Annotated in this window: 19 protein-coding genes and 1 tRNA gene; 12 read left to right on the top strand and 8 right to left on the bottom strand. The window is 66.9% G+C overall.

Annotation, left to right across the window (positions count from 1 at the left end):
- The first annotated feature begins 292 nt into the window (after positions 1–292).
- From B133_RS0119975 to topA, 3 genes are all read left to right on the top strand, one after another.
- A complete protein-coding gene (locus B133_RS0119975; protein WP_006243848.1) occupies positions 293–496 on the top strand; it encodes a cold-shock protein in 204 nt (67 codons plus the stop codon).
- A 98-nt stretch (positions 497–594) separates the two neighbouring features.
- Positions 595–1,188, top strand: a complete 594-nt coding sequence (locus B133_RS0119980) for a hypothetical protein (RefSeq protein ID WP_018603574.1) — start codon at positions 595–597, stop codon at positions 1,186–1,188.
- Between the two features lie 104 nt (positions 1,189–1,292).
- Positions 1,293–4,124 (top strand): type I DNA topoisomerase, encoded by a 2,832-nt coding sequence (gene topA, locus B133_RS0119985; protein WP_026256666.1) that lies wholly within the window; start codon positions 1,293–1,295, stop codon positions 4,122–4,124.
- Between the two features lie 15 nt (positions 4,125–4,139).
- Here topA and B133_RS0119990 read toward each other — a convergent pair whose 3' ends face one another.
- The gene (locus tag B133_RS0119990) at positions 4,140–5,735 is read right to left on the bottom strand and encodes an adenylate/guanylate cyclase domain-containing protein (protein WP_018603576.1); all 1,596 of its coding nucleotides are present in this window, start codon (positions 5,733–5,735) and stop codon (positions 4,140–4,142) included.
- 102 nt (positions 5,736–5,837) lie between these two features.
- On the opposite strand from B133_RS0119990, the gene B133_RS0119995 reads away from it, so the two are divergent.
- Entirely contained in the window at positions 5,838–7,058 is a 1,221-nt protein-coding gene (locus B133_RS0119995; RefSeq protein WP_018603577.1) for a DNA polymerase III subunit delta', read from the top strand.
- Between the two features lie 69 nt (positions 7,059–7,127).
- Positions 7,128–7,203: transfer RNA gene (locus B133_RS0120000), tRNA-Thr, on the top strand.
- Positions 7,204–7,242: 39 nt separating this feature from the next.
- Here B133_RS0120000 and B133_RS0120005 read toward each other — a convergent pair.
- Entirely contained in the window at positions 7,243–8,994 is a 1,752-nt protein-coding gene (locus tag B133_RS0120005) for a hypothetical protein (protein WP_018603578.1), read from the bottom strand.
- Positions 8,995–9,018: 24 nt separating this feature from the next.
- On the opposite strand from B133_RS0120005, the gene B133_RS0120010 reads away from it, so the two are divergent.
- The 3 genes from B133_RS0120010 to B133_RS0120020 are packed head-to-tail and all read left to right on the top strand — an operon-like array spanning position 9,019 to position 12,378.
- Positions 9,019–9,978: a GDP-mannose 4,6-dehydratase gene (locus tag B133_RS0120010; protein ID WP_018603579.1), complete on the top strand. Its 960-nt coding sequence runs from the start codon at positions 9,019–9,021 to the stop codon at positions 9,976–9,978.
- Positions 9,979–10,007: 29 nt separating this feature from the next.
- Positions 10,008–11,792 (top strand): amidohydrolase family protein, encoded by a 1,785-nt coding sequence (locus B133_RS0120015; protein ID WP_018603580.1) that lies wholly within the window; start codon positions 10,008–10,010, stop codon positions 11,790–11,792.
- Position 11,793: 1 nt separating this feature from the next.
- Positions 11,794–12,378: a TetR/AcrR family transcriptional regulator gene (locus B133_RS0120020; RefSeq protein WP_026256667.1), complete on the top strand. Its 585-nt coding sequence runs from the start codon at positions 11,794–11,796 to the stop codon at positions 12,376–12,378.
- Here the strand turns inward: B133_RS0120020 and B133_RS0120025 are convergent.
- From B133_RS0120025 to B133_RS0120045, 5 genes are read right to left on the bottom strand one after another with little or no spacing between them, the layout of a single operon-like run.
- Complete coding sequence (locus B133_RS0120025) at positions 12,365–12,706, bottom strand: DUF2304 domain-containing protein (RefSeq protein ID WP_018603582.1); 342 nt, start codon at positions 12,704–12,706, stop codon at positions 12,365–12,367. The two genes, B133_RS0120020 and B133_RS0120025, sit on opposite strands and share 14 nt — an antisense overlap.
- Positions 12,703–13,389 carry a glycosyltransferase family 2 protein gene (locus tag B133_RS0120030; RefSeq protein ID WP_018603583.1) on the bottom strand — a complete coding sequence of 229 codons (687 nt, stop codon included), beginning with the start codon at positions 13,387–13,389 and terminating at the stop codon, positions 12,703–12,705. The genes B133_RS0120025 and B133_RS0120030 overlap by 4 nt, the downstream gene beginning before the upstream one ends.
- Before the next feature lie 19 nt (positions 13,390–13,408).
- Entirely contained in the window at positions 13,409–14,737 is a 1,329-nt protein-coding gene (locus B133_RS0120035) for a hypothetical protein (RefSeq protein WP_018603584.1), read from the bottom strand.
- Complete coding sequence (locus tag B133_RS0120040) at positions 14,734–16,083, bottom strand: M1 family metallopeptidase (protein WP_018603586.1); 1,350 nt, start codon at positions 16,081–16,083, stop codon at positions 14,734–14,736. Before B133_RS0120040 ends, B133_RS0120035 begins: the two co-directional genes overlap by 4 nt.
- Positions 16,080–20,018, bottom strand: coding sequence for a Pls/PosA family non-ribosomal peptide synthetase (locus B133_RS0120045; RefSeq protein WP_018603588.1), 3,939 nt, complete (start codon positions 20,016–20,018; stop codon positions 16,080–16,082). Before B133_RS0120045 ends, B133_RS0120040 begins: the two co-directional genes overlap by 4 nt.
- A 198-nt stretch (positions 20,019–20,216) precedes the next feature.
- Between B133_RS0120045 and B133_RS0120050 the strand changes: the two genes are divergently transcribed.
- The 4 genes from B133_RS0120050 (at position 20,217) to B133_RS0120065 (ending at position 24,477) form a co-directional block, all read left to right on the top strand.
- On the top strand, positions 20,217–21,185 hold the full coding sequence (locus B133_RS0120050; RefSeq protein ID WP_018603590.1) for a TerC family protein: 969 nt from the start codon (positions 20,217–20,219) through the stop codon (positions 21,183–21,185).
- 111 nt (positions 21,186–21,296) lie between these two features.
- The gene (locus tag B133_RS0120055) at positions 21,297–22,508 is read left to right on the top strand and encodes a PP2C family protein-serine/threonine phosphatase (protein WP_026256670.1); all 1,212 of its coding nucleotides are present in this window, start codon (positions 21,297–21,299) and stop codon (positions 22,506–22,508) included.
- Positions 22,505–24,031: a CHASE3 domain-containing protein gene (locus B133_RS0120060; RefSeq protein ID WP_018603592.1), complete on the top strand. Its 1,527-nt coding sequence runs from the start codon at positions 22,505–22,507 to the stop codon at positions 24,029–24,031. The genes B133_RS0120055 and B133_RS0120060 overlap by 4 nt, the downstream gene beginning before the upstream one ends.
- A complete protein-coding gene (locus tag B133_RS0120065; RefSeq protein ID WP_018603593.1) occupies positions 24,031–24,477 on the top strand; it encodes a response regulator in 447 nt (148 codons plus the stop codon). Before B133_RS0120060 ends, B133_RS0120065 begins: the two co-directional genes overlap by 1 nt.
- On the opposite strand, the gene B133_RS0120070 is transcribed toward B133_RS0120065, so the two are convergent.
- Positions 24,468–24,908, bottom strand: coding sequence for an ATP-binding protein (locus B133_RS0120070; RefSeq protein ID WP_026256671.1), 441 nt, complete (start codon positions 24,906–24,908; stop codon positions 24,468–24,470). The genes B133_RS0120065 and B133_RS0120070 overlap by 10 nt on opposite strands.
- Between the last annotated feature and the right edge of the window lie 17 nt (positions 24,909–24,925).

Here is a 24,925-nt window from a genome sequence, read left to right on the forward strand (position 1 = left end):
CCTCCTGAAACGCGCTCCGGGACGCGCCGCCCGGCTTTGTAAACGAATTGTTCACCACACAGTGCACGCCGAGACTGTCGCACCAGCGGAGAACGTGATTGACTAATCACGGTCGCAGCTTCTGTGTTTGTTACTCGCACTCGCAGGATCGTCGTTGCGATCGCGGTTCCTGCGAGGGTTGTAGGTCGGGTCAGTTCCGACGACACACGCGTTGGTATGGCGGTCGGAACGGGCCCGGTACGCCGGAAGTCGGTGGACCGCACCCGGTAAGAAGAGAAGGAAAGAACGAAAGATGCCACAGGGAACTGTGAAGTGGTTCAACGCGGAGAAGGGCTTCGGCTTCATCGCCCCCGAGGACGGCTCTGCCGACGTGTTTGTCCACTACACGGAAATCCAGGGTAGCGGTTTCCGCACCCTGGAGGAGAACCAGAAGGTTGAGTTCGAGGTCGGCCAGAGCCCCAAGGGGCCGCAGGCCACGGGTGTTCGGGCCGTCTGAGCCAACCCAAACCTGACAGGGCACCCCCGCGACAGTCCCACATCGGACATCCGCGGGGGTGTTCTGCTTTTCAAGGTCTGCTGGCTTACTGTCGATTTGTGAGCCAGCTGTCCTTCTTCTCGGCTGAGTCGGTACCGCCTACGGTCACCGATCTCACCGGGTTGCTTGCCGGCCCGGGGCAGATCGTGCTGGTGAACGTCGACGGTCAGCAGGCGGCCCGCATCTCGGTCGTGGTGGACGAGTCCTGGCGGGCCGGCGGGCTGGCCGAGATGATGCGCCAGGCCGGTCTTGCACCGGAGATCACGCATACGGACGAGAACACCCCGTTGGTGCGCACCGCGGTGGACCCACAGCTGCTGCCGATCGCCCAAGAGTGGACCAGGGGCGCGGTCAAGACGGTTCCGGTGACCTGGCTGCCCGGTGCACGTGAGCTGCGCGCGTGGGTGCTCGCGGCGGGAACGCCTGAAGCCGACGACCGTTATCTGCTGGGCCTGGACCCGCATGCGCCCGATACCCACGCACCGCTGGCAGCGGCCATGATGCGGGTGGGCATTGCCCCCACGCTGATCGGCACCCGAGGCTCGCATCCGGCGTTGCGGATCAGCGGGCGGCGAAGACTGTCGCGCCTGGTAGAAAACGTCGGGGAACCCCCGCAGGAGGTTGGTGCGTTAGCGCACTGGCCGCGTATTTAATGGTTGTCCACAGGGCAGTCAGTTTGCGTAGGCTCGCGCAGAATGCGAAATTGTCAGTTGGCCTGCACGTCGGGGCCGTTGACAGAAGTGGAGCGTAGGCACAGTTGGCTGGCGATGACCCTAAGAGGGCCAGTAGCGGTAGAACCGGGAAGATCCGGCGACTCGTCATTGTCGAGTCGCCGACAAAAGCACGCAAAATAGCCAGTTACCTGGGCTCCAACTATGTTGTCGAGTCCTCGCGCGGCCATATTCGGGACTTGCCGCGCAACGCCGCAGACGTTCCGGCGAAGTACAAATCCGAGCCGTGGGCCCGGCTGGGGGTCAATGTCGACGACAACTTCGAGCCGCTCTACATCGTCAGCCCGGACAAGAAGACCACGGTCGCCGAGCTCAAGGGCCTGCTCAAGGACGTCGACGAGCTCTATCTGGCCACGGACGGTGACCGCGAAGGCGAGGCGATCGCCTGGCACCTGCTGGAGACGCTGAAGCCGCGCGTCCCGGTCCGCCGGATGGTGTTCCACGAGATCACCGAGCCCGCCATCCGCGCCGCCGCCGAGAACCCACGCGACCTGGACATCTCCCTGGTCGACGCGCAGGAGACGCGCCGCATCCTCGACCGGCTGTACGGCTATGAGGTCAGCCCCGTGCTGTGGAAGAAGGTCGCGCCGAAGCTGTCGGCGGGCCGTGTGCAGTCCGTGGCGACCCGCATCATCGTCAACCGTGAGCGTGAGCGCATGGCGTTCCGCAGCGCCGGCTACTGGGACGTCACCGCCGAGCTGGACGCGAGCGTTTCGGATCCGGAGGCGTCACCTCCGAGGTTCACCGCCAAGCTCAACACCGTCGACGGTCGTCGCGTGGCCACCGGCCGCGATTTCGATTCGCTCGGCCAGGTCCGCAAGCCCGACGAGGTGCTCGTCCTCGACGAGGCCGCCGCATCTGCTCTGGCGGCTGGCCTGCGCGGTGCGCAGCTGGCGGTCAGCTCGGTCGAGCAGAAGCCGTACACCCGCCGCCCGTACGCCCCGTTCATGACCTCGACGCTGCAGCAGGAGGCCGGGCGCAAGCTGCGGTTCTCCTCCGAGCGCACCATGAGCATCGCGCAGCGCCTGTACGAGAACGGCTACATCACCTACATGCGTACCGACTCGACGACTTTGTCGGAGTCGGCCATCAATGCTGCGCGCAATCAGGCCCGCCAGCTCTACGGCGACGAATACGTGCACCCGACGCCGCGGCAGTACACCCGCAAGGTCAAGAACGCCCAGGAGGCCCACGAGGCCATCCGGCCGGCCGGTGACGTGTTCGCCACGCCGGGCCAGCTGCACGCGCAGCTTGACGCCGATGAATTCCGGCTCTACGAGCTGGTCTGGCAGCGCACCGTCGCGTCGCAGATGGCCGACGCCCGCGGCACGACGCTATCGCTGCGCATTTCCGGTCAGGCCGCGAGTGGCGAGCAGGTGGTATTCAACGCGTCGGGCCGCACCATCACGTTCCCGGGCTTCCTCAAGGCCTACGTGGAGAGCATCGACGAACTCGCCGGCGGCGAGTCCGACGACGCCGAGAGCCGGTTGCCCAACCTGACCCAGGGACAGCGGGTCGACGCCGCCGATCTGAGCGCCGACGGCCACACCACGTCGCCGCCGGCGCGCTTCACCGAAGCCTCGCTGATCAAGGTGCTCGAAGAGCTCGGCATCGGTCGGCCGTCGACGTACAGCTCGATCATCAAGACCATCCAGGACCGCGGCTACGTGCAGAAGAAGGGCAGCGCCCTGGTGCCGTCCTGGGTCGCGTTCGCCGTCGTCGGCCTGCTCGAACAGCACTTCGGCCGGCTCGTGGACTACGACTTCACCGCGGCCATGGAGGACGAGCTCGACGAGATCGCCAACGGCCAGGAGCGACGTACCAACTGGCTCAACAACTTCTACTTCGGCGGCGAGCATGGCGTCGAGGGCTCGGTGGCCCGCGCCGGTGGGCTCAAGAAGCTGGTAGGCGTCAACCTCGAGGGCATCGACGCTCGGGAAGTCAACTCCATCAAGCTCTTTGACGATTCCGAAGGGCGAGCCATCAATGTCCGGGTGGGCCGCAACGGGGCGTACCTGGAGCGCATGGTCATTGATCCTGAAGCTCCCGACGGCGCCTTGAAGCCGCAGCGCGCCAACCTCAAGGACGAGCTGACGCCCGACGAGCTGACTCTGGAACTGGCCGAAAAGCTCTTCGCCACACCGCAAGAGGGCCGCGTGCTGGGTGTCGATCCGACGACCGGGCACGAGATCGTGGCCAAGGACGGCCGGTTCGGTCCCTACGTCACCGAGATCCTGCCCGAGCCCGAGGAACCCGACGATGGTGCCGCCGGCGCGACGGCGAAGAGGGGTAAAAAACCGACCGGACCCAAGCCGCGCACCGGGTCACTGCTGAGGTCGATGGACCTGGAGACGGTGACGCTCGACGATGCGCTGAAGCTTTTGTCACTGCCGCGGGTGGTGGGTGTGGACCCGTCGAACAACGAGGAGATCACCGCGCAGAACGGCCGTTACGGGCCGTACCTCAAGCGCGGCACAGATTCTCGCTCGCTGGCCAACGAGGAGCAGATGTTCACCATCACCCTCGACGATGCGCTGAAAATCTACGCCGAGCCCAAGCGTCGTGGCCGCCAGGCCGCGTCGACCCCGCCGCTGCGAGAGCTGGGTAACGACCCGGCATCCGGCAAGCCGATGGTGATCAAGGACGGCCGGTTCGGCCCGTACGTCACCGACGGCGAGACCAATGCGAGCCTGCGCAAGGGTGACGACGTCGCCTCCATCACCGACGAGCGGGCTTCCGAGCTGTTGGCCGACCGTCGGGCCCGCGGGCCGGTGAAGAAGGCCGCCAAAAAGGCGCCGGCCAAGAAGGCTCCCGCCAAGAAAGCGCCGGCGAAGAAGGCAGCGGCCAAGAAGGCTTGAGCAAAAGCCGCGTGCTCATACCCCGGATTCGGGCGAATTCTCCGACACGAGTTGGCGGTCGAGTTCGGCCGCCGTCACCAGGTTCACCGGGCGGGCCAGCTGGGTGGGCGCGGTGCGGCCGCGCAGTTCGACGATCTCGCCGACATCCCAGCACAGCGCCTCGGCGTCGAGCGCACCGCTGACCGCGATGGCCGAGGCCAGCACGTGGCCCTCCTCCAGCTTGGCGAGCTCGGTCAGGCGGGCCGCCTCGTTGACCGGGTCGCCGATCACGGTGTATTCGAACCGAGCTTGAGCGCCGATGTGGCCGGCGATCGCACGGCCGGCCGAAACCCCGATCCCGAACTCGGCTTCGGTGCCCAGCACGCTGAGCAGCTCATCGTGCAGTTCACGGGAGGCCGCCAGGGCGGCGCCGCACGCGTCGGGATGCTCGATCGGCGCACCGAAGATGGCCAGAGCGGCGTCGCCCTGAAACTTGTTGACGAACCCGCCGTGCCGATTGACGGTGTCGACCACGACCCGGAAGAACTCGTTGAGCAGGTTGACCACCTCGGAGGCGGGAATGGTCGACGCCAGATGCGTCGACCCCACCAGGTCGATGAACAGCACGGCCACGTCGCGCTCCTGGCCGCCCAACTCTGTGCCACGCTCGAGCGCCCGGCGGGCCACGTCCTCGCCGACGTAGCGGCCGAACAGGTCACGCAGCCGCTGCCGCTCGGCCAGATCACGCACCATGTCGTTGAACCCGGCCTGCAGCAGGCCCAGCTCACTGGCGTCGTAGATCTGCATGTGCGCGTTGTAGTTGCCGCGCTGCACCTCGCCGAGCGCCCACCGCAGTTGACGTAGCGGGTCGGCGATCGACATGGCCACCAGAACGGTGCCGGCGAGCCCGATCACCAATGCGGCGATGGCCAGCAACAGCAGCGGGGTGGTCAGCTGATCGGCAGTCGTGGTCAGGATCGAGAACTTGCTGGCCACCAGGGCCAGCACGATCGAGAGCAGCGGCACCCCGGTGGACAGCACCCAGGTCAGCACCTGACGCAGGATGACGCCGGGGGCGTGGAAGTTCTCCGGTACACCGCCGCGCAGCGCGGCCACGGCCACCGGGCGCAGCACACGTTCGGACTGCAGGTAGCCGATGATGGCGGTGGCGGTGGCGCCCAGTGCGGTGGCGACCGCGACCACGGGCGCAGACCGGCTCGCCACCGGCCAGCTGGCCGCGATGAACACGACCGAACCGAGGCACCAATTGGTGACGCTGATCAGTGTCCGGTAGAACGGCATCCGCAGCGCCCGGGTGCGGGCCAGCTCCGTGATGGCGGGGTCGCTGTCGGCCAAGAGGGTGTCGCGGCGCTGCCAGCGGATGACCGGCAGCAGCAACCGTAGGCTCAGGTAGGCGCCGACGGTGAACGCGACGAAGAGGTAACCCAGGAACACCGCCAGGTTGGCGGCGGGCAGGTCCTGCAGCTGGATGCGGTCCTCGGACGGCAGGGCGAATCGCAGAAAGCCGAGAACGAACAGCGCGCCGATGATGTCGGACTGCAGCATGCCCAGCGTGAACACCGGCCACGGGGTGCGCGCCACCCATCGGACGAATGCGGTGATTCGCCCCATCGGTTCTGGCCCGGCAGTCACCCGTTCACCGTATCGGTCCCGGGGGATGTTCAGCGCTGCCGTACACCGGTTGTGTCGGCCTGACCACTACTGTTGGCGGTGATGAGCGGGGTGTTTTCGCGGCTGGTCGGCCAGCACGCGGTCGAACAGGAGCTGGTGGCGGCCGCCGCTGCGGCGCGGGGCGATGCTTATGGTGATTCAGGGCACAATGCCGTCAGCGTCGGATCTATGACGCATGCCTGGCTGATCACCGGCCCGCCGGGCTCGGGTCGGTCGGTGGCGGCGTTGTGTTTTGCGGCCGCACTGCAGTGCACGTCGGACGGGACACCCGGGTGCGGTCAGTGCCGTGCCTGCACGACGACGATGGCCGGTACACACGCCGATGTGCGGCGCATCGTCCCCGAGGGGCTGTCCATCGCGGTCAAGGAGATGCGTGAGATCGTCCAGATCGCCTCACGGCGTCCCGGCACCGGGCGCTGGCAGATCGTGGTGATCGAGGACGCTGACCGGCTCACCGAGGGTGCGGCAAATGCCTTGCTCAAGGTGGTGGAGGAGCCGCCGTCGTCGACGGTGTTCCTGCTGTGCGCGCCGTCGGTGGATCCCGAGGACATCGCGATCACGCTGCGCTCGCGCTGCCGGCACGTGGCGTTGACGACGCCGGGCGTGGACGCCATCGCCGACGTGCTGATCACCGGCGACGGCTTGCCCGCCGACGATGCCCGCTGGGCGGCTTCGGTCAGCGGTGGGCACGTTGGGCGGGCTCGGCGGCTCGCCACCGATCCCGAGGCCAGGGAGCGCCGGATGCGGGCACTGAGCCTGGCCCGGGACGCCGCCACACCGTCGCGGGCCTATGCGGCCGCCGAGGAGATGGTGGCGGTCGCCGAGGCCGAGGCGTTGGCGTTGACGGCTGGTCGCAACGAGACCGAGACCGATGAGCTGAAGACCGCGCTGGGTGCCGGCGGTACCGGCAAGGGCACCGCGGGCACACTGCGCGGTGCTGCCGGAGCGCTCAAGGAGCTGGAGAAGCGGCAGAAATCCCGGCAGACCCGGGCGTCACGCGACGCGCTGGATCGGGCCCTGATCGACCTTGCGACCTATTTCCGCGACGCGCTGCTGGTGTCCTCGGGAGCGGCCGGTGTGACGGCCAACCACCCGGACATGGCCGAGAAGGTCGCGGCGATGGCCGCACACGCATCACCGGACAAACTGTTGCGCTGCATCGAGGCAGTGCTGGAATGCCGCGAGGCCCTGGCTGTCAACGTCAAACCGAAGTTCGCCGTCGACGCCATGGTCGCCACCGTCGGGCAGGCCCTGCGTGGTTGAGTTGGGTCTGGGCAGGACGCTGCCGTAGACTCATGCCGCCCGTGACGATGGCTCATCGCGACGGGCAGCGCCACCTTAGCTCAGTCGGTAGAGCGATTCACTCGTAATGAATAGGTCGGGGGTTCGATTCCCCCAGGTGGCTCCATCTCTCCAGCGTGGGAGCGAACGGGCAGTGCCGTAGCACCTACCTCGGCGCCAGGAATCCAACCGGCCCGGGGGAGATGCAGACCGACAGCGCGGCGGTGTTGGCCCGCACGAGAATTGCGTCGCCGGCACCGGGCAGCCGGACGAACACCCGGTTGAGCCCCGGATGCACGGGCACCTTGGTTTCGGGTCCTTCAGGCAGGGACATGATCAGTGAACCATCGCTGTTGGCCAGGTAGTTGATCTCGGCGGTCCAATCAGCCGGCAGTAGTGGGCCGTCCAGCGGCATGCGGACGGGAGCGTCGGGCTGGACCAGGAAGCCGCAGTGCGGCGCAGGCCCTTCGGCGATGCTGCGCACCCAGGTCACGACGGCTGGTAGGAGCTCTCCCGCGCGGTCGAACATGCGGAGTTCGGTTGTCGCCGAGGCGAATTCGGGGCGCGCGCGGACGAGCGCGAACATGTGGCTGGCAAGGTTCTCCGGATAGGCCACCCGTTGCAGGATCAGCGGGTCGACCTCCTGGTCCAGCTGTGGCGCCGAGGACGCCATTGCCAGCCCCGCCTGCGCATTGGCCAGGTAGGCCGGCACCGGGCTGTCGCGCCACACCCTCAGGAACGTCGCGGTCGAGTACAGGCTGCTGCCCACGAAAGCGATGGCCACGCCCGCACATACGACTGTCCTTGCTCGTGAGGCGTCGAGCACAGGCGTCACCCGGTTCGGCGCACAGAAGCCCACCGCGGCCAGCAGAGCCAGCACCACCACGAGATCGGGCAGGTAGCGCAGCGTCTGTGCGAGCTCCAGCGCGGTGAACCGCGACGACCGCATCAGATAGATGGGTATCTGACAGGCAATCGCATAGCCCAAGGCCACCGCCAGCACAGGCCAGATCCGCTGCTTGCGAACCAGCACCGCGGCCACCGCCGCGGCAAGCACCACCCAACCCAGCGCCATAACGGCAACCGGCGGGGTGGCCCACGGCGACGCCGGCGCCCAGCGCTGCCAGGCCCAGGGTCCGCCGGCCAGGCCCGGCACGATGCCGTGCGTGAACGAGCGGCTCAGCAGATCCCAGGTCATGCCGAGGTCGAAACTCCAGCGCTTCTGATTGACGACGACGAGGTACACGCCGATCCACGCGACCGTCAGCGCCAGGCACGTCGTCCACAACCGAAGACCGCGTAGCCAGACGTCCCGAAGCCCGAACGTCGACGTCACGTGGCCCAGCAGGGCGACGACGGCGAAGGCGACGAACGGGATCACCGCGGCCTTCTCGAAGAACAGCAAGCCGCCGAGGTAGACCAGCGCACCGATCACGGCATGCCGCGCGGCTCCCGTGCGCACCAGCAGGACCGCTTCACCACACACCCAGGCCAGCGCCGCCAGCATGGGCAGCGAGTTCAGCGCGGCGGCCCACCAGGCGAACCCGGGCACGCCCAGCGGGGTGAAGAGTGCGAACGTGAGCGGCACGAGCAGCACCGGTCGCCAGCCGAGGATCGCCCACAGCGCCCTCAGCAGTGCAAGTGAAGCGAGCAATTGCAGTACCACCAGGCTCACCGCGGGCCCCACCCAGTTCAGCGGTGCCAGCCGCGTGATCACCCCGGAGACCAGGAACGCGCCGGGCATGACGTGGCCGTCGTGATCGTCGAAGAGATACCCCGCGGACAGCAGGTTCTGGGTGCCGGCGCGGCCGACGAGGATGAGGTCGTCCCAGTAGAAATAGCCGCCGAACGCGAGCACGCCTCGAACCATGAGCTGCGCCACGATCAGTGCGGCGGCGGTACGGGCGACCCAGTTCACTCTTGCCGACTGTACGGTGTCATCGTGCGGACACTGGTGACAGGCGCGGCAGGTTTTATCGGATCGACGCTGGTGGATCGGCTGTTGGCCGACGGGCACAGCGTCGCCGGTTTGGATGATCTGAGCACCGGGCGGGTGGACAACCTGCAGGATGCCGAGAACAACGCGAACTTCGAGTTCATCAAGGCCGACATCGTCGACGCCGACCTCGCGGGGCTGCTGGCCGACGTCAAGCCCGAGGTGGTGTTCCACCTGGCGGCCCAGATCTCGGTGAAGCGCTCGGTGGACGATCCGCAGCTCGACGCCACGGTCAATGTCGTCGGCACTGTCCGCCTGGCCGAGGCGGCCCGTCAGGCTGGCGTCCGCAAAGTGGTGCACACCTCGTCGGGCGGTTCGGTCTACGGCACTCCGCCGATCTACCCGACCAGCGAGGACATCGCGACGAACCCGGCGTCGCCGTACGCAGCGAGCAAGGTCGCCGGCGAGGTCTACCTCAACACGTTCCGCAACCTTTACGGCCTGGACTGCTCCCACATCGCGCCGGCCAACGTCTACGGGCCGCGCCAGGACCCGCACGGTGAGGCGGGTGTGGTCGCGATCTTCGCCCAGGGCCTGCTGGCGGGCCGCCCGACGAAGATCTTCGGTGACGGCACCGACACCCGCGATTACGTGTTCGTCGACGATGTGGTCGACGCGTTCGTGAAAGCGTCGGGCGCCGAGGGTGGCGGCCTGCGGTTCAACATCGGCACGGGCATCGAAACCTCAACGAGGGATCTGCACACCGTGATGGCCAAAGCGGTCGGGGTGCCGGACGAGCCGGAGATGCATCCGCCGCGGTTGGGGGATCTGCGTCGCTCGAAGCTCGACTCCAGCCGGGCGAAAAGCCTGCTGGGCTGGCAGCCGCAGGTCGAGCTCGCGACCGGCGTGGAGCGCACGGTTGACTTTTTCCGGACCCGGCAGACCGAATCCGCAAAAAGATTGTGAGTGCTCACTTTCTAAGCTAGCGTGGCGTTATGACCTACGACGTCATCGTTCGCGACGGTCTGTGGTTCGACGGCACCGGCGCACCGCCACAGGTCCGAACGCTGGGTATCCGTAACGGCATCGTCGCGGCGGTGTCGACGAAGCCGCTCGACGAGACCGACTGTCCCGAGGTGATCGACGCGGCCGGAAAGTGGGTTGTGCCCGGCTTCATCGATGTGCACACCCACTACGACGCCGAGGTCCTGCTCGACCCCGGCCTGCGGGAATCGGTGCGCCACGGCGTGACCACCGTGCTGCTGGGCATGTGTTCGCTGTCGACCGTCTACGCCGACAACGAGGACGCCGCCGACCTGTTCAGCCGCGTCGAGGCGGTGCCGCGCAAGTTCGTCCTAGGAGCGCTGGAACAGCACCGTAAGTGGACGAATCCGACCGAGTACATCCATGCCATCGACGCGCTGCCGCTCGGTCCCAACGTCGCGTCCATGCTGGGGCATTCCGATCTGCGCGCCTCGGTGCTCGGCCTGGACCGCGCCACCACCAGAAACGTGACCCCGACCGATGCCGAACTCGAGACCATGGCGGCCAAGCTCGGGGAGGCTCTTGAGGCAGGCATGCTCGGCATGTCGGGCATGGACGCCGCGATCGACAAACTCGACGGCGACCGGTTCCGGTCGCGTGCTCTGCCCTCGACATTCGCGACCTGGCGGGAACGCCGCAGGCTCATCAAGGTTCTGCGGGAGCATGGCCGGGTGTTGCAGAGCGCGCCCAACGTCGCCAAGGCGCAAGAGGCGCTGAACTTCTTCCTGGAGAGCAGCAGCTGGTTCGGCCGCCGCCGTGGCGTGCGGATGAGTCTGCTGGTTTCGGCCGACGCCAAGTCAGCGCCGGGCGCTGTGCATGTGCTCGGGCCGGGTACCCGGCTGCTCAACAGGATCCTGGCTGCCAAGGTGCGGTTTCAGCACCTGCCGGTGCCGTTCGAATTGTATTCGGACGGAATAGATCTGCCGGTGTTCGAGGAGTTCGGTGCCGGCACCGCCGCACTGCACCTGCGTGATCAGTTGGAGCGCAACAAGCTGCTGGCCGATCCGGAGTACCGGCGCCGGTTCCACCGGTCGTTCGACCGCCGTCGGCTCGGTCCGACGTTGTGGCACCGTGATTTCCACGACGCCACCATCGTCGAATGCCCCGATGCGACGCTGATCGGCAAGAGCTTCGGGCAGATCGCCGACGAGCGGGGCATCCACCCGCTCGACGCGTTCCTTGATGTATTAGTGAGCAACGGCGAAAGAAATGTGCGGTGGACCACCATCGTGGCCAACGCCCGGCCCAAGCAGCTCGACAAGCTGGCCAAGGAGCCGTCGGTGCACATGGGCTTCTCGGATGCCGGTGCGCACCTGCGCAATATGGCGTTCTACAACTACCCGCTGCGGCTGCTCAAGCGGGTTCGTGACGCGCAGCTGGCCGGGCGGCCGTTCCTGACCACGACGCGTGCCGTGCACCGGTTGACCGAGGAGGTGGCCGACTGGTTCGGTGTCGACGCCGGCACCCTGCGTCAGGGCGATCGCGCTGACTTCGTGGTGATCGACCCGGCCGGGCTCAATGACGAGGTGGACGCCTACCACGAGGAATCGGTACCGTTCTACGGCGGCTTGAGCCGGATGGTCAACCGCAACGACGACGCGATCGTCGCGACGGCCGTCAACGGTGCCGTGGTATTCCGCAACGGCCAGTTCCGCGAAGGCTACGGCGACACCGTGAAGTCCGGCCGCTACCTGCGTGCCCCGGGCGCCGAACGACCTGTCGCGCAATCGGTCTGAGATGGCCAGAACCCAGCAGCAGCGTCGCGAGGAGACCGTTGCCCGGCTCCTCGACGCAGGCATCGACACCATCGTCGAAGTGGGTTACGCACGCGCGTCGGCCTCGGTGATCGCCAAGCGGGCCAAGGTCTCCGACGGTGCGCTGTTCCGGCATTTTCCGACCATGAGCGACTTCATGGCGGCGACGGCTCACGAGGTGGCACGCCGTCAGCTTGAGCTGGGCAGCAAGTTGCTCGCGCAGATCCCCGCCGAACAACCGCCGTTGTATGCGGTGCTGACGATCCTGCGGGACATCGCGGGTAGCGACACCAACACCGTGTGGCACGAGCTGATGGTGGCGGCCCGCACCGACGAAAAGCTGCGGGGCACACTGCAAACCGTGCTTGCCGAGTACGTCGAGAACATCTACCAAACCGCCAAGCTCGCGCCGGGGGCCGAGCAGATCCCCGAGGATGCGTTCGCCGCGGTGCTCGCCGTCGTACTCAACACCTTCGACGGTGCTGCCATTGTTCGCCGGGTATTGCCGCAACCCGAGCTCGAGGACTCCCGGATCACGCTGTTGACGGCGCTGCTCAGCCGTCAGTAGGCACTTGGGCGTTCTGCAACGCGACCGCGCGGGCCAGCCTGGCGTACTTGAGTTCGAGGTCTTTGAACCGCAGGTAGGTCGACAGTGTCGTGAACACAAACGCGATGATCAGCACGTACTCCATGAGGTCCGTACCACGTTTGACGCCAAGCCAATTCGCGACGACCGTGGTGTCGTCGGGCCGCAGGATCGCGTAGATGCCCGCTATCACGAACAGTACGAAGCCGACCTTCACCCACGCCTTCGACCGCGCGCTGCGGCGCGAGTTCAGCAGGTACATCAGCAGTGCCAGCACGGATCCGATCAGCAGCGCCTGCATCCAGTTCACCGGGACAACCTCCTGCGTAACAGCCCGTCGAAGACGATGTTGACCCCGTTGAGCAGTGGCTGCCCCTTGGACTTCGAATAGTCGGTGTAGAGGATCTCCACCGGTTCTTCGGCCACCCGCCAATGCTTTTCGTGTGCCATGGCGATGAACTCCCCGGCATGGCTCATGCCGTTCATGGTGAGGTTCAGCTCGTCGGCGACCTTCTTGTCGAACACCCGCAGCCCGTTGTGAGCATCGGTTAGCCCGAGTGCACGGCTCTGCGGGCTCAGAGCCGCCGCGGCCCGCAGAATGATCCGCTTCAACGGCGGGGTCTGTGTGACCACACCGGCGAACCGCGTGCCGACCACCAGATCGACGTCGTCGGTGTCGAGCCGGTCGATCATCCGGATCACGTCTTTGACCTGGTGCTGACCATCGGCGTCGAACGTGGCGAACACCCTGGCGCCGGGACGGCTGCGGGCGTACTCGACACCGGTCTGGATGGCCGCGCCCTGGCCGAGGTTCACCGGGTGGGGGACGACGTGCGCGCCGGCACGCAGTGCGGCGGCGGCCGTGTCGTCGCGGCTGCCGTCGTCGACGCAAACCACGTTGGGGAAGACCGAGCGAACGTCGGAGATGACGTCACCGATGATGGTCGCCTCGTTGAAGGCGGGAATGACGATCCAGACGTCGTGGTAGCGCATGTCGATGGGCACCAAACTACTACGCGGGTGGCACTGATGCCCGGCGCAGCGCGCCCAGGTGGACGGCGATTCCCACCAGCGGCGCACACAGCAGGGCGATCACCGTGCGGGTTTGCAGGCCTACCGGCAGCAGCAACAGCGCCACCGCGGCCACCGTGGCGATGATCCAGCCCGCCGCGTAGGCGCGGTGCAGCGCGGCCGCGACGGCTGCCGCGCCGGTGAGAGTCAGCATTGCGATCGCGACGGCGGCGGCGGTCAACCAGGCCAGCAGTGCGCCTTCGGCGCGGTATTCGGGACCGAAGGCCACCACCAGCAGCCACGGGCCGAGCAGCCCGGCGGCCAGCACCCCGATCGCGCCGAGTCCGGCCACCACGGCGGCCGGCGCCAGCAGGGCCCGCAACCGGGCGTCACGCTGGTCGACGAAGTGCGCGATCAGATTGCCCTGCATCGCGGTCAGCGGTACCAGCAGCGGAGCCCGGGTCAGCGTCACCGCCAGGATCACCACGCCGCCGGCCGCGCCCAGGTCCGCCGAGGTGGCCTTGAGCAGCACGGGGAAGCCCATCACCAGGATGGCGCTGGCGCCCGCGGCCGCGATCGAGTGCGCGGCACCACGCAGGAACGTCCCCGGGCTACCAGCGGTGACCAGTCGGGCGGCCAGCCGCGTCGCGGGTGAGGCGATCAGCAGGATCAGCCAGGCCACCGCACCGGCCACGGTGGCCCACAGGAAGCCGACCAGCTGCCAGCCCAGCACGACGGTCCCGGCCGCAACGGCGACCCGGATGGCGGCATCGGTGACCATCAGCGCCCCGTACTGTGACCAGCGGTTCACCCCGGCCAGCATGCCGAGCAGGGTCGCGTGCATGCAGAACCCGGCCAGGCCCGCGCTGAGCAGCGCCACACTGAGCACGGGCGATTCGACGAAAACGTGTGGTGCCCACAGCGGCGAGGTGCCCGCGATCACCGCGGCGGCGACGACTCCCACCAGCGCGGCCACCCGCATGGGGTGCGTGCGGTGCCCCGGACCGACGTCGGGGTTGAGCGATACCGCGCGGACCTCGCGGGTGGCCTCCTGCAGCAGGCCGTTGGCGGCCCCGGTGACCAGGCCGAACGCGCCCCAGAACACGCTGAACACCGAGAAACCTGCCGGTTCGAGGGCCCTGGCGGCCAGATACAGCACGGCGTAGCCGCACAGTGCGGTGATCGCGGTCGCCGCTCCGACGGTTGCGACGCTGTGGCGCGTGACCGGGCCTGGCGATGAGCCGCTTGCGCGAAGAGAATCAGATGGCGATGAGCCGCTTGCGCGAAGAGAATCAAACGGCGATGAGCCGCTTGCGCCGCCGTCGGTCACAGCGGCGGCAGGGCTGTCGAATAAAGCCAGGCCTGCCACAGCGGCTGCAACGACTCGTCGGCGTAGCGTGCGGCCAGCCCGGTGAAGTCGTCGGTGACCGCGGTGCTGTGCCGATACTTGGTCGTCCAATCCTGCAGCAGCGCAAAGAAATTCTTGTCGCCGATGCGGCTGCGCAGCACATGCAGGGTCAGGGCGCCGCGCTTGTACACCCGGTCGTCGAACATGTCCTTGGGCCCGGGATCGGACAACAGCAGATTCTGCGGCAGGTCGGCGAGGCCGCGGTGGTAGCGTGCGGCCCAATCGGCGGCGCTTGGGCCGCCGCTGTTCTCCGACCACAGCCATTCGGCGTAGCAGGCGAAGCCTTCGTGCAGCCAGATGTCACGCCAGTGCCGCGCGGTCACCGAATTGCCGAACCACTGGTGGGCCAATTCATGGGCGATGAGCCGCTCGGCGCCGCGATTTCCATCGCAGTGGTTGGCGCCGAAGATCGAAATACCTTGGGCCTCAAGAGGTATTTCCAGGTCGTCGTCGGTGATCACCACGGTGTAGCCGGTGGCCAGCGGGTATGGCCCGAACAGTTTGACGAACAACTTCATCATCTGGGGCTGCCGCGCGAAGTCGTGGTCGAAGTCACGCTTGAGCCGGGGCGGCAGTACCGCATGCATCGGCACGGGTGACTTGGACAGCCGGTAGCTCTCGTACATGCCGATCTGCAGCGTGATCAGGTAGCTCGAGGTCGGCTCGGCCTGCTCGTAGGTCCACACGGTGTGCCCGGCGCGTACTTTGCGGGAGACCAGCTCACCGTTGGCGATCGCGAGATATGGGCTGTCGGTGCTGATCTGGATGCGGTAGCTGGCCTTGGCGCTGGGATGGTCGTCGCAGGGAAACCAGGTGGCCGCGCCGTTGGGCTGCCCGGCCACCAGGGCGCCGTTGGACAGCTCCTCGAAACCGACCTCACCCCAATGGGTGTCGATGGGGCGCGGGTTGCCGCCGTAGCGCACGAAGACGGTCATTGCGGCGCCTGCGGGTAGTGGCGCGGCCAAGGTGATCAGCAGTTTTCCGCCCGAACAACGGAACTGGGCGGGTCTGCGTCCGTTCACCGAGACCCTCGACACGTTCATGGTGGGTGCGAGGTCGAGCGTGAACGTGCGCAGCTGGGCCAGGGTCACCGCGGTGATGGTGGCCGCACCGGCCAGCCGATTGGCCGAAACCTTGTATTCGAGGTCGAGTTCGTAGCGCGACACGCGGTAGCCGAAGTTGCCGTTGGCCGGCAGGTACGGGTCGATGACGGGAGCGGGGGATGCCTTCTTCACGGCTTTCTTGACCGTCTTGTCGGAGCGCGTCACGCGGCGGTGTCCTCGGGCTTCTTGGGGGTCTTCTCGGGAGCCGAGGCGACGCGCTTCTTGCCGAACAGGTTCCACGGCGCGATCGGGTTGCCCTGCCAGCGGGTCGAAGGGGGAACTTCATCGCCGCGCATCACCAGTGAGCCGGGACCGACAGTGGCCCCGGCACCCAGCCGGGCCGCGGGCAGCGCCACGCAGTGCGGACCGAGCGTCGCGCCGTCCTCCAGCACGACGCTGTCCAACCGCATGATGCGGTCGTGGAACAGATGCGTCTGTACCACGCAACCGCGGTTCACCGTGGCCCCGGTGCCCAGGGTGACCAGATCGGCCTCGGGCAGCCAGTAGGTTTCGCACCACACGCCGCGGCCGATCGAGGCGCCGAGCCCGCGCAGCCACAGATTCATCACCGGGGTGCCGCTCGCGGCGCGGGCAAACCACGGCGCCGCAACGGTTTCGACGAAGGTGTCCGACACCTCGTTGCGCCACACGAACGACGACCACAGCGGGTGTTCGACGGCACGGATCCGGCCGATCACCAACCACTTCGCGATCACGGCGATGGCGCCGGCCACCGCACCGGCGGCCAGCAGCACCACACCGCTGGCCAGCGCGGTCCACAGATAGCCGATGCGGATCGCCGTGGCCTGCAGCGCGCCCAACACCGCGACACCGATCGCGAAGGTCACGATCACCGGGATGATGCGGCAGGTTTCCACAGTGCCGCGCATGATCTTGAGCCGGTTGGACGGATGGAACGTGAGCAGCGCGTCGGCCGCGGTTGGGTTGCGGCGCAGCCGGACCGGCGGGCTGCCCAGCCATGACGATCCCGCCTTGGCCTTGTGCGGGGCGGCGGACAGCACCGCCACCAGCCCGTCGTCGGGCACCTTGCGGCCGGGTTGGGTAATGCCCGAATTACCCAGGAAGGCCCGCTTGCCGATGGTGGCCTTTGCGACGTGGATCCAGCCGCCGCCCAGCTCGTAGGACGCCACCATGGTGTCGTCGGCCAGGAATGCGCCGTCCTGCACCTCGGTGAACTTCGGGGTGAACAGGGCTGTCGAAATCTCGGTGTCCTTGCCCACTTTCGCGCCGAGCAACCGTAGCCACCACGGTGTCAGCAGGCTGGCGTAGATGGGGAACAGATAGTTGCGGGCGGCGTCCATCAGCCGTTCGGTGGCCCATAGTTGCCAGCCGATCCGGCTGCGCACCGGGTGGTAGCCCTCGGTCAGGCGCAGCGACAGCAGTCGCACGCCGATCACCGTCAGCGTGGCGTAGACCACCAGTGCGGCCAGTGCGGCTACCGGCGTCCACGCCAGTGCGGGCAGGATCGCCGCATGGGGGGACGCGGTGCCGCGGACACCCCAGCCGATCACGGCTAGCCCGACGCCCAGCGCGGCCAGCGGCAGGCTGCCCAGCAGGATCGAGGTCACGCCGTAGACCGCCACCCACGCCGGGGCGCGGCCCGGCCGGTGGTCGGGCCATGGATGACGGGCCTTGCCGGACTTCACCGCAGGTGAGCCCCTCCAGAACTGCCCGTTCTTCACCTTGCCTATCACTGCGGAGCCGGGGGCCACGTCGGCGTTCTTGCCGACGGTAGCTCCGGGCAGCAGCGTGGTGCGTGCGCCGATGGTGGCGTCGTTGCCGATCGACACGGGCCCGACGTGGAACAGGTCGCCGTCGATCCAGTGCCCGGTCAGGTCCACCTCCGGCTCGACAGAGGCGCGGTGGCCGAGCTTGAGCATGCCGGTCACCGGGGGCGCCGAGTGCAGGTCGACGCCCTTGCCGACGTTGTTGCCCAGCGCCCGGGCGTAGTAGACCATCCACGGCGCGCCGGCCAGGTTCTCCGCACCGCTGGCGTCGGCCAGCCGTTCGGCGATCCAGACCCGCAGGTGCACGGCGCCGCCGCGGCGGTATGTGCCGGGTTCGAGCCCGGTTAACAGCATCCTCGCGAACAACACCGCGATGCCCATCCGGCCCACGGGCGTGATGAAGACGAGGAAGCCCGCCAGCAGCCACCACCAGTTCAGCGTCTTGGCCCACGGCACGATCCCCGCGGCGGCAGCAATGTTGTTCAGCAACGCCAGCCACACCACCCACTGCACTCCGGTCAGGGTGGCCAGCGGCAGCGAAAGTCCTACCTGCGCGGCCTGGGTGAGCTCCGGTGTCGGCTTGACCACACGGGTTTCCACCCGCGGTGGCGGCTTGAGCTCATCGAGGTAGCCGGCCAGCGAACCCAGCCGCGGATGGTCGTAAAGGTCGGCGACGGTCACTTGCGGATAACGCTGCCGCAGCGCGGCCACCAGCTGAGCCGCCGACAGTGAGCCGCCGCCGAGTGCGATGAAATCGGCTTCCGGGCCCTCGATCGCGGTGCCGAGGACATCGCGCCACAGTCCTGCCAGCCAGCCCAGGGTGCCGCCCAGGTCGGGGGTCTCCTGTTCGGTCTCGCCGGGCGGTGGCCACGGCAGGGCGTTGCGGTCCACCTTGCCCGACGTGCGGGTCGGTAACTCGTCGAGCAGCACCAGCCGGGGCACCAGCGCTGCGGGCAGCGCTTCCGCCAGCGTGGCACGGGCCGCCGCTAGGTCGAAGTCGGGATCGGTGCTGGCGACATAGCCGACCAGCAGTGGCGTGCCGCTGGCGGTCTTGCGTACCGCCGCCGCGCCGCCGCTCACGCCTGGCAGGTTGACCAGCGCGTTGTCCACCTCGCCCAGCTCGATGCGCCGGCCGCCGACCTTGACCTGATCGTCGGCGCGGCCCTGGAAGTAGAGGCCGTCTTTCTCCAGACGCACCAGGTCGCCGCTGCGGTAGGCGCGGGTCCAGCCCAGCGTCGGCATGGCCGCATACTTCTCGGCGTCCTTCTCCGGGTCGAGGTAGCGGGCCAGCCCCACGCCACCGATCACCAGCTCGCCGACCTCACCGAAGGAAACCTGCGCACCCTGTGCGTCCACGACCGCCAGATCCCACCCCGGCAGTGGCAGGCCGATGCTGACCGGGCTCTGCCCGTCCAGTTTGGCTCCGCAGGCGACCACGGTGGCCTCGGTGGGCCCGTAGGTGTTCCACAGTTCACGGCCGTCGACCGCGAGGCGCTGCGCGAGTTCGGGCGGGCACGCCTCGCCGCCGAAGATCAACAGCCGTACCGCCTCAAGCGCCTCGGCGGGCCAGAGCGCCGCCAGCGTTGGCACGGTCGACACCACCGTGATGTCGCGGGAGACCAGCCACGGGCCCAGATCCATGCCGCTGCGGACCAGCGACCGGGGTGCGGGCACCAGGCATGCCCCGTGCCGCCAGGCCAGCCACATCTCCTCGCACGACGCGTCGAACGCAACCGACAGGCCGGCCAGCACGCGGTCACCGGGCCCGATCAGGTTGTCCTGCAGGAACATCCGAGCCTCGGCGTCGACGAACGCGGCGGCGCTGCGGTGCGTCACCGCGACACCCTTCGGGGTTCCGGTCGAACCTGACGTGAAGATGATCCACGCGTCATCCCGGCCGAGCGGTGCCGCGGCGCGCCAGCCCCGCGACGAGCCGGCGCCGCGTACCAGGCCGGCTTCGGTGATCACGCCGACGACGTTGGCCTCGCCGAACACCAGTTGCGCGCGTTCGTCGGGATCGTCGGCGTCGACCGGCACGTAGGCCGCTCCGGCCGCCAGGGTGGCCAGGATCGCGACGTAGAGGGCATAGCTGCCCGACGGCATGCGGATCCCGATCCGGTCGCCGCGGCCGATGCCGCGCGCCGCGAGCCAGGAGACGCTGTCCTCGACGTCGGTGATCAGCTCGGCATAGGTGAGTTGTACCGAGCCGTCGTCGAGCGCCGGGGCGTCCGGGAACCGTCGCGCGGTGTCGTACAGGATGTCGACCAGCGTCCGCGGTTCGGGAGCCGCGGAGGAAAGCACGTATTGCGCAGGGATCGCATGCTTGCCCTGTGTTCCATCCGCAGCTGCCACGAGTACAAACTACTAAGCCACGGTCCCGGCAGCCCGATGAAGCGCACGGCGTGGCACACTTGTCGGTGGAGGGGAGTATTCCTTCGCCACAGTGTCGTCATCACATCGGCTGAGAATGAAGTCGGTCGGTGCTGTGGACCCGCCCTCGCGGCGGGTGGAAGAGACCTCCGGCGTTTTTTGACGACCGGAGGATTCCCGATGCAGGTAACCCAACTCGAGTGGATCATCACGCTGACCGTGACGATCACCGTGCTGTTGTTCGACGTGATGGTGATCGGGCGCAGGCCCCATGAGCCGTCAACCCGCGAGACCGCGACGTATCTGTCGATCTACCTCGGCCTGGCCGTGGCGTTCGGGGTATGGGTGTGGTTCTTCCACGGCAGTCAGTTCGGGTTGGAGTTCTTCGCCGGGTGGCTCACCGAGTACAGCCTGTCGGTGGACAACCTGTTCATCTTCCTGATCATCATGGCGAGCTTCAAAGTGCCGAGGATCTACCAGCAGCAGGCCCTGCTCGTGGGCATCATCCTCGCGCTGATCTTCCGCGGCATCTTCATCGCGCTCGGCGCGGTGGCCATCGAGAAGTTCTCCTGGGTGTTCTACATCTTCGGGGCGTTCCTGCTGTACACCGCGATCAACCTGCTCCGTGACACCGAGCACGATGACGACGCCGACAACGCCGTGGTGCGGTTCGCCCGGCGGCATCTGCGGACCACCGACCGCTGGGACGGGCTGCGGTTGTGGATCAAAGATGACGGGGCGAGATTGATGACCCCGATGTTCCTGGTCATCGTGGCGCTGGGAACCACCGACCTGCTTTTCGCGCTGGATTCCATACCTGCGATCTATGGCCTCACCCAACAGCCCTACCTGGTGTTCACCGCCAACGTGTTCGCGTTGATGGGGCTGCGCCAGCTGTACTTCCTGCTCGGTGATCTGCTCAAGCGGCTGGTCTATCTGTCTCAGGGGCTGGCCGTCATCCTGTTCTTCATCGGTGTGAAGCTGGTGTTGCACGCTCTGCACGAGAACGAGCTGCCGTTCATCAACGGCGGTGAGCCGGTGCCGGTCCCGAACATCCCCACGCTGGTGAGTCTGGGCGTGATCGTGGTGACGCTGACGATCACCACGGTGGCCAGCCTGTACAAGACTCGGGTGCGTGACCTCCGGTAACGCTACCTGGGAAATTGTCGTGCACGACTAGGTATTGTCGTGGAGTTGTCACTAAAGCAGATGGTCAGCGCGACCTGGGTGACCTCATTACATGTAAGGATGTGATGGTCCATGCGCGCACCACGGGATCCGCCGCTGGCGTCTGCTATGGCTTCCCCGCAGACCGCCGGTAGCGGGCGGCGACTGTCGTTGTTGCTCGTCGAGGACGATCGAGCCGATGCACTGTTGGTCGAGGAGTTGATCGCCGACGCCGACATCGAGTTTCTTTGGGCGCAGTCGCTTTCCGAGGCAGAACAGATGCTGGCCGGCACCCGTCCCCATTGCGTCCTGCTCGATCTGAATCTGCCCGATGCCAACGGAATCGACGCCCTGCACAAGCTGAGCGCCCTGGATTCCACCATCCCGATAATCGTGCTCACCGGCCTGCACGACGAGCATTTCGGGGTTTCGGCGGTCGCCTCGGGCGCGCAGGACTACCTCGTCAAAGGCAGGGTGGACCCGGAGATCCTGCTGCGTGCCGTGCGTTATGCGATCGAACGTAAGCGCGCCGAGCTCACCTCCGTGGCCCTGCATGCCAGTCACCTACGGGCGCAAGAGAATGCGCGACTGGAACGCGGGCTGCTCCCGTCGCCGTTGCTTCTCGACGCATCGGGTGTAGAGATCGTCACGCAGTCGCTGCCGAGCCGGCAGGACGCCCTGATCGGTGGGGACTTCTACGACGTCGTCCAGACCGCCGACCGAACTGTTCACGTGATGATCGGTGATGTCGCCGGTCATGGGCCGGATGCGGCGGCGTTGGGCGTGGCGCTACGAATCGGCTGGCGTGCGTTGACATTTGCGGGGCTGCGAGGAAACGAGCGGATGCGCCAATTGGACCGCATCCTGACCACCGAGCGTCCCGGAACCGGAGTCTTTGCGACACTGCTGAGCGTGGCGCTCGATCCCGACAGCGGCCGCTTCTCGGCGGTGCGCGCCGGTCACCCCGGAATGCTCGTGCACGGCAGGAACTCTGTCGAATGGATCGAGCCCCCAGCCGGTCCGGCGCTGGGGCTCGGTGGTCAGGAGTGGCCCGTCAACATCCTCGACCTGCCCGAGGATCGCGGTTTGTTGTTGCTCACCGATGGCCTCTTCGAGGGCCGCGTGGGGCCGGGGGATGAACGCCTCGGCGAAGCCGGATTGCTTCGGTTGGCCCGCTCATTCGCCGCGTTGCCCGGGCAAGAGTTCGTCGATGCCCTGATCGGGCAGGCCGAGAACTACGCACAACCGCATGGGGGCCTGACCGACGATATCGCTGTGATCCGAGTGCAGCGGTCGACCGGATGAGGCTTACCGTGCAGGGCTGGCTCAACATGGTGCTCGCAGCCATGGGCGTAGTCGTGCTCGCCGGTGCCTTGGCCGGGGCCGTCATGCTGCACCGAACCGACCGGGTCTCCAGCGACCTGATCAAACATATCCAGCCCGCGCAGGCCGCCGCGTACCAATTGCAGTCCGCGCTGCGGGATCAGGAGACAGCCATCCGCGGTTACGCCATCGCTGCCGACCGCCAGTTCCTTGCCCCATACAGTGAAGGCCAGGACGCTGAAACCGTTGCGGCCAGTGATATTCGGTCACTTCTGGCCGGCCGCGACGAGTTTCTCGCTGACCTCGACGCGATCGAGCGCGCCGCGCAACATTGGCAGACCACGTACGCGGCGCCGCTCATCGTCAGCGTCACGCCGGGTGAGCCCGCCATCGTCGACAACCGAACAGCCGAGCGTGGCAAAGCCGAATTCGACCGTCTGCGGGTTTTGTTCGATACCCAGAACAGTCACCTTGAGCAGGCGATGAACACCGCGGACGCCGAATTGGGTCAGATGCGGCGTTGGCGTGACGGAATCCTGATCGCTGTGATCGTCGCGTTCTTCGCCACCGCGGCACTCGTCGCGGTGTGGGTGCGCGGCGCCGTGATCCGTCCCTTGGGAGCACTGGCGGCGTCGTGCCGAAAAATCACCCAGGGCAACTTCGACGAGCGCATTGTGGTGGAGGGCCCCAAGGACATCCGGGCTATCGCCGTCGACGTCGAGGACATGCGGCGGCGGATCGTGGAGGAACTCGATGCGTCGCGATCCGCCAGGACGGCACTGGATGAGCAGGCCGAGGAGTTGAGACGCTCCAATGCCGAACTCGAGCAATTCGCCTACGTGGCATCACACGACCTGCAAGAGCCCTTGAGGAAGATCGCCTCGTTCTGTCAGCTGCTGGAGAAACGCTACGGCGACAAGTTCGACGAGCGCGGCATCGAATATCTCGGGTTCGCGGTCGACGGGGCAAAGCGAATGCAGGTGCTGATCAACGACCTGCTGACGTTTTCCCGGGTAGGGCGGCTGAACGCGACGCGCACCGAGGTGGATCTGGCAACGGTGCTCGCATCGGCCGTGAGCAATCTGACCGCGGCGATCGATGAATCGGGCGCCGAAATCGTCCTTCCACAGGAGCCGTTGCCGTCTGTCGACGGCGATCCCACATTGCTGACGATGGTGTGGCAGAACCTCATCGGCAATGCCGTCAAGTTCGGGCGCCAGGGCGTCGCGCCGCGGGTCGTGATCGACTGCCGGGCCGATGATGACGATTCATGGCTTTTCAGCGTGTCCGACAACGGAATCGGCGTCGGCGAAGAGTTCGTCGACAAGGTCTTCGTCATCTTCCAGCGATTGCACGGCCGGGATGCCTACAGCGGAACGGGAATCGGGCTCGCGCTGTGCAAGAAAATCGTGGAGTACCACGGCGGAGCCATCCGGATCGACACGTCGTATTCGGGCGGGACGCGATTCGAATTCACGCTGCCCCGAGTGGAGGGAAATCGGTAATGACATCAGGTCCAGCACGGCCGGCAATCGACATCCTGCTCGTCGAGGACGACCCGGGAGACCAACTCATCACCCGGGAAGCCTTCGAGCACAACAAGATCAACAACAACCTGTATGTCGCGCGCGATGGTGAGGAAGGACTGGACTTTCTCTACCGTCGGGGCGCGTTCGCGAACGCGCCGACCCCTGATCTGATCCTGCTCGACCTCAATCTGCCGAAGTACGACGGTAGGCAACTGTTGGAGAAGATCAAGACCGACACCGACTTGTGTCACATCCCGGTTGTCGTGCTCACGACCTCATCGGCCGAAGAGGACATCCTGCGTAGCTACAAACTGCACGCCAACGCGTATGTCACCAAACCGGTTGACCTGGACCAGTTCATGGGTGCGGTCCGGCAGATCGACCAATTTTTCGTACAGGTGGTGCGGCTCCCTCAAAGCTGAGCCGTCATAGGGTGCCGCAGGTCCCATTGCAGTTCCACCCGCGTGCCCGCCGCGGTCGAGTCGATGATCGCGCGGTCGCTGAGTGCGTACATCAGGGGTATGCCGCGGCCGCGCGCCGGATCCTTGCTCGAAGACTCACTCATCCGCCAACGGCCTTGGTCGGCAACAGTTACCGTGAGAACCGCCGCACGCGGATCGTATTCGGCATGCAGATGCATCACCCCCGGCTGCGGGGAGCTCAGATAGGCGAATTCTGCTGCGTTGGCCAATGCCTCGTTCACCGCCAGCACCACATCGCTGGACTTCACCGAGTCGAGCATCATGCGACCGTGAAGCCAGTCAGCCAGTTCGTGGCGGACGCGGGCAGCGGATTCGGGCACAGCCGTCACATCAACCTTGGTGAAGCAGGTTGGCTGCGCTTGCTCTGACATAGCGACGTGATGGCTAC

This window comes from Mycobacterium sp. 155 (assembly GCF_000373905.1).
GTDB lineage: Bacteria > Actinomycetota > Actinomycetes > Mycobacteriales > Mycobacteriaceae > Mycobacterium.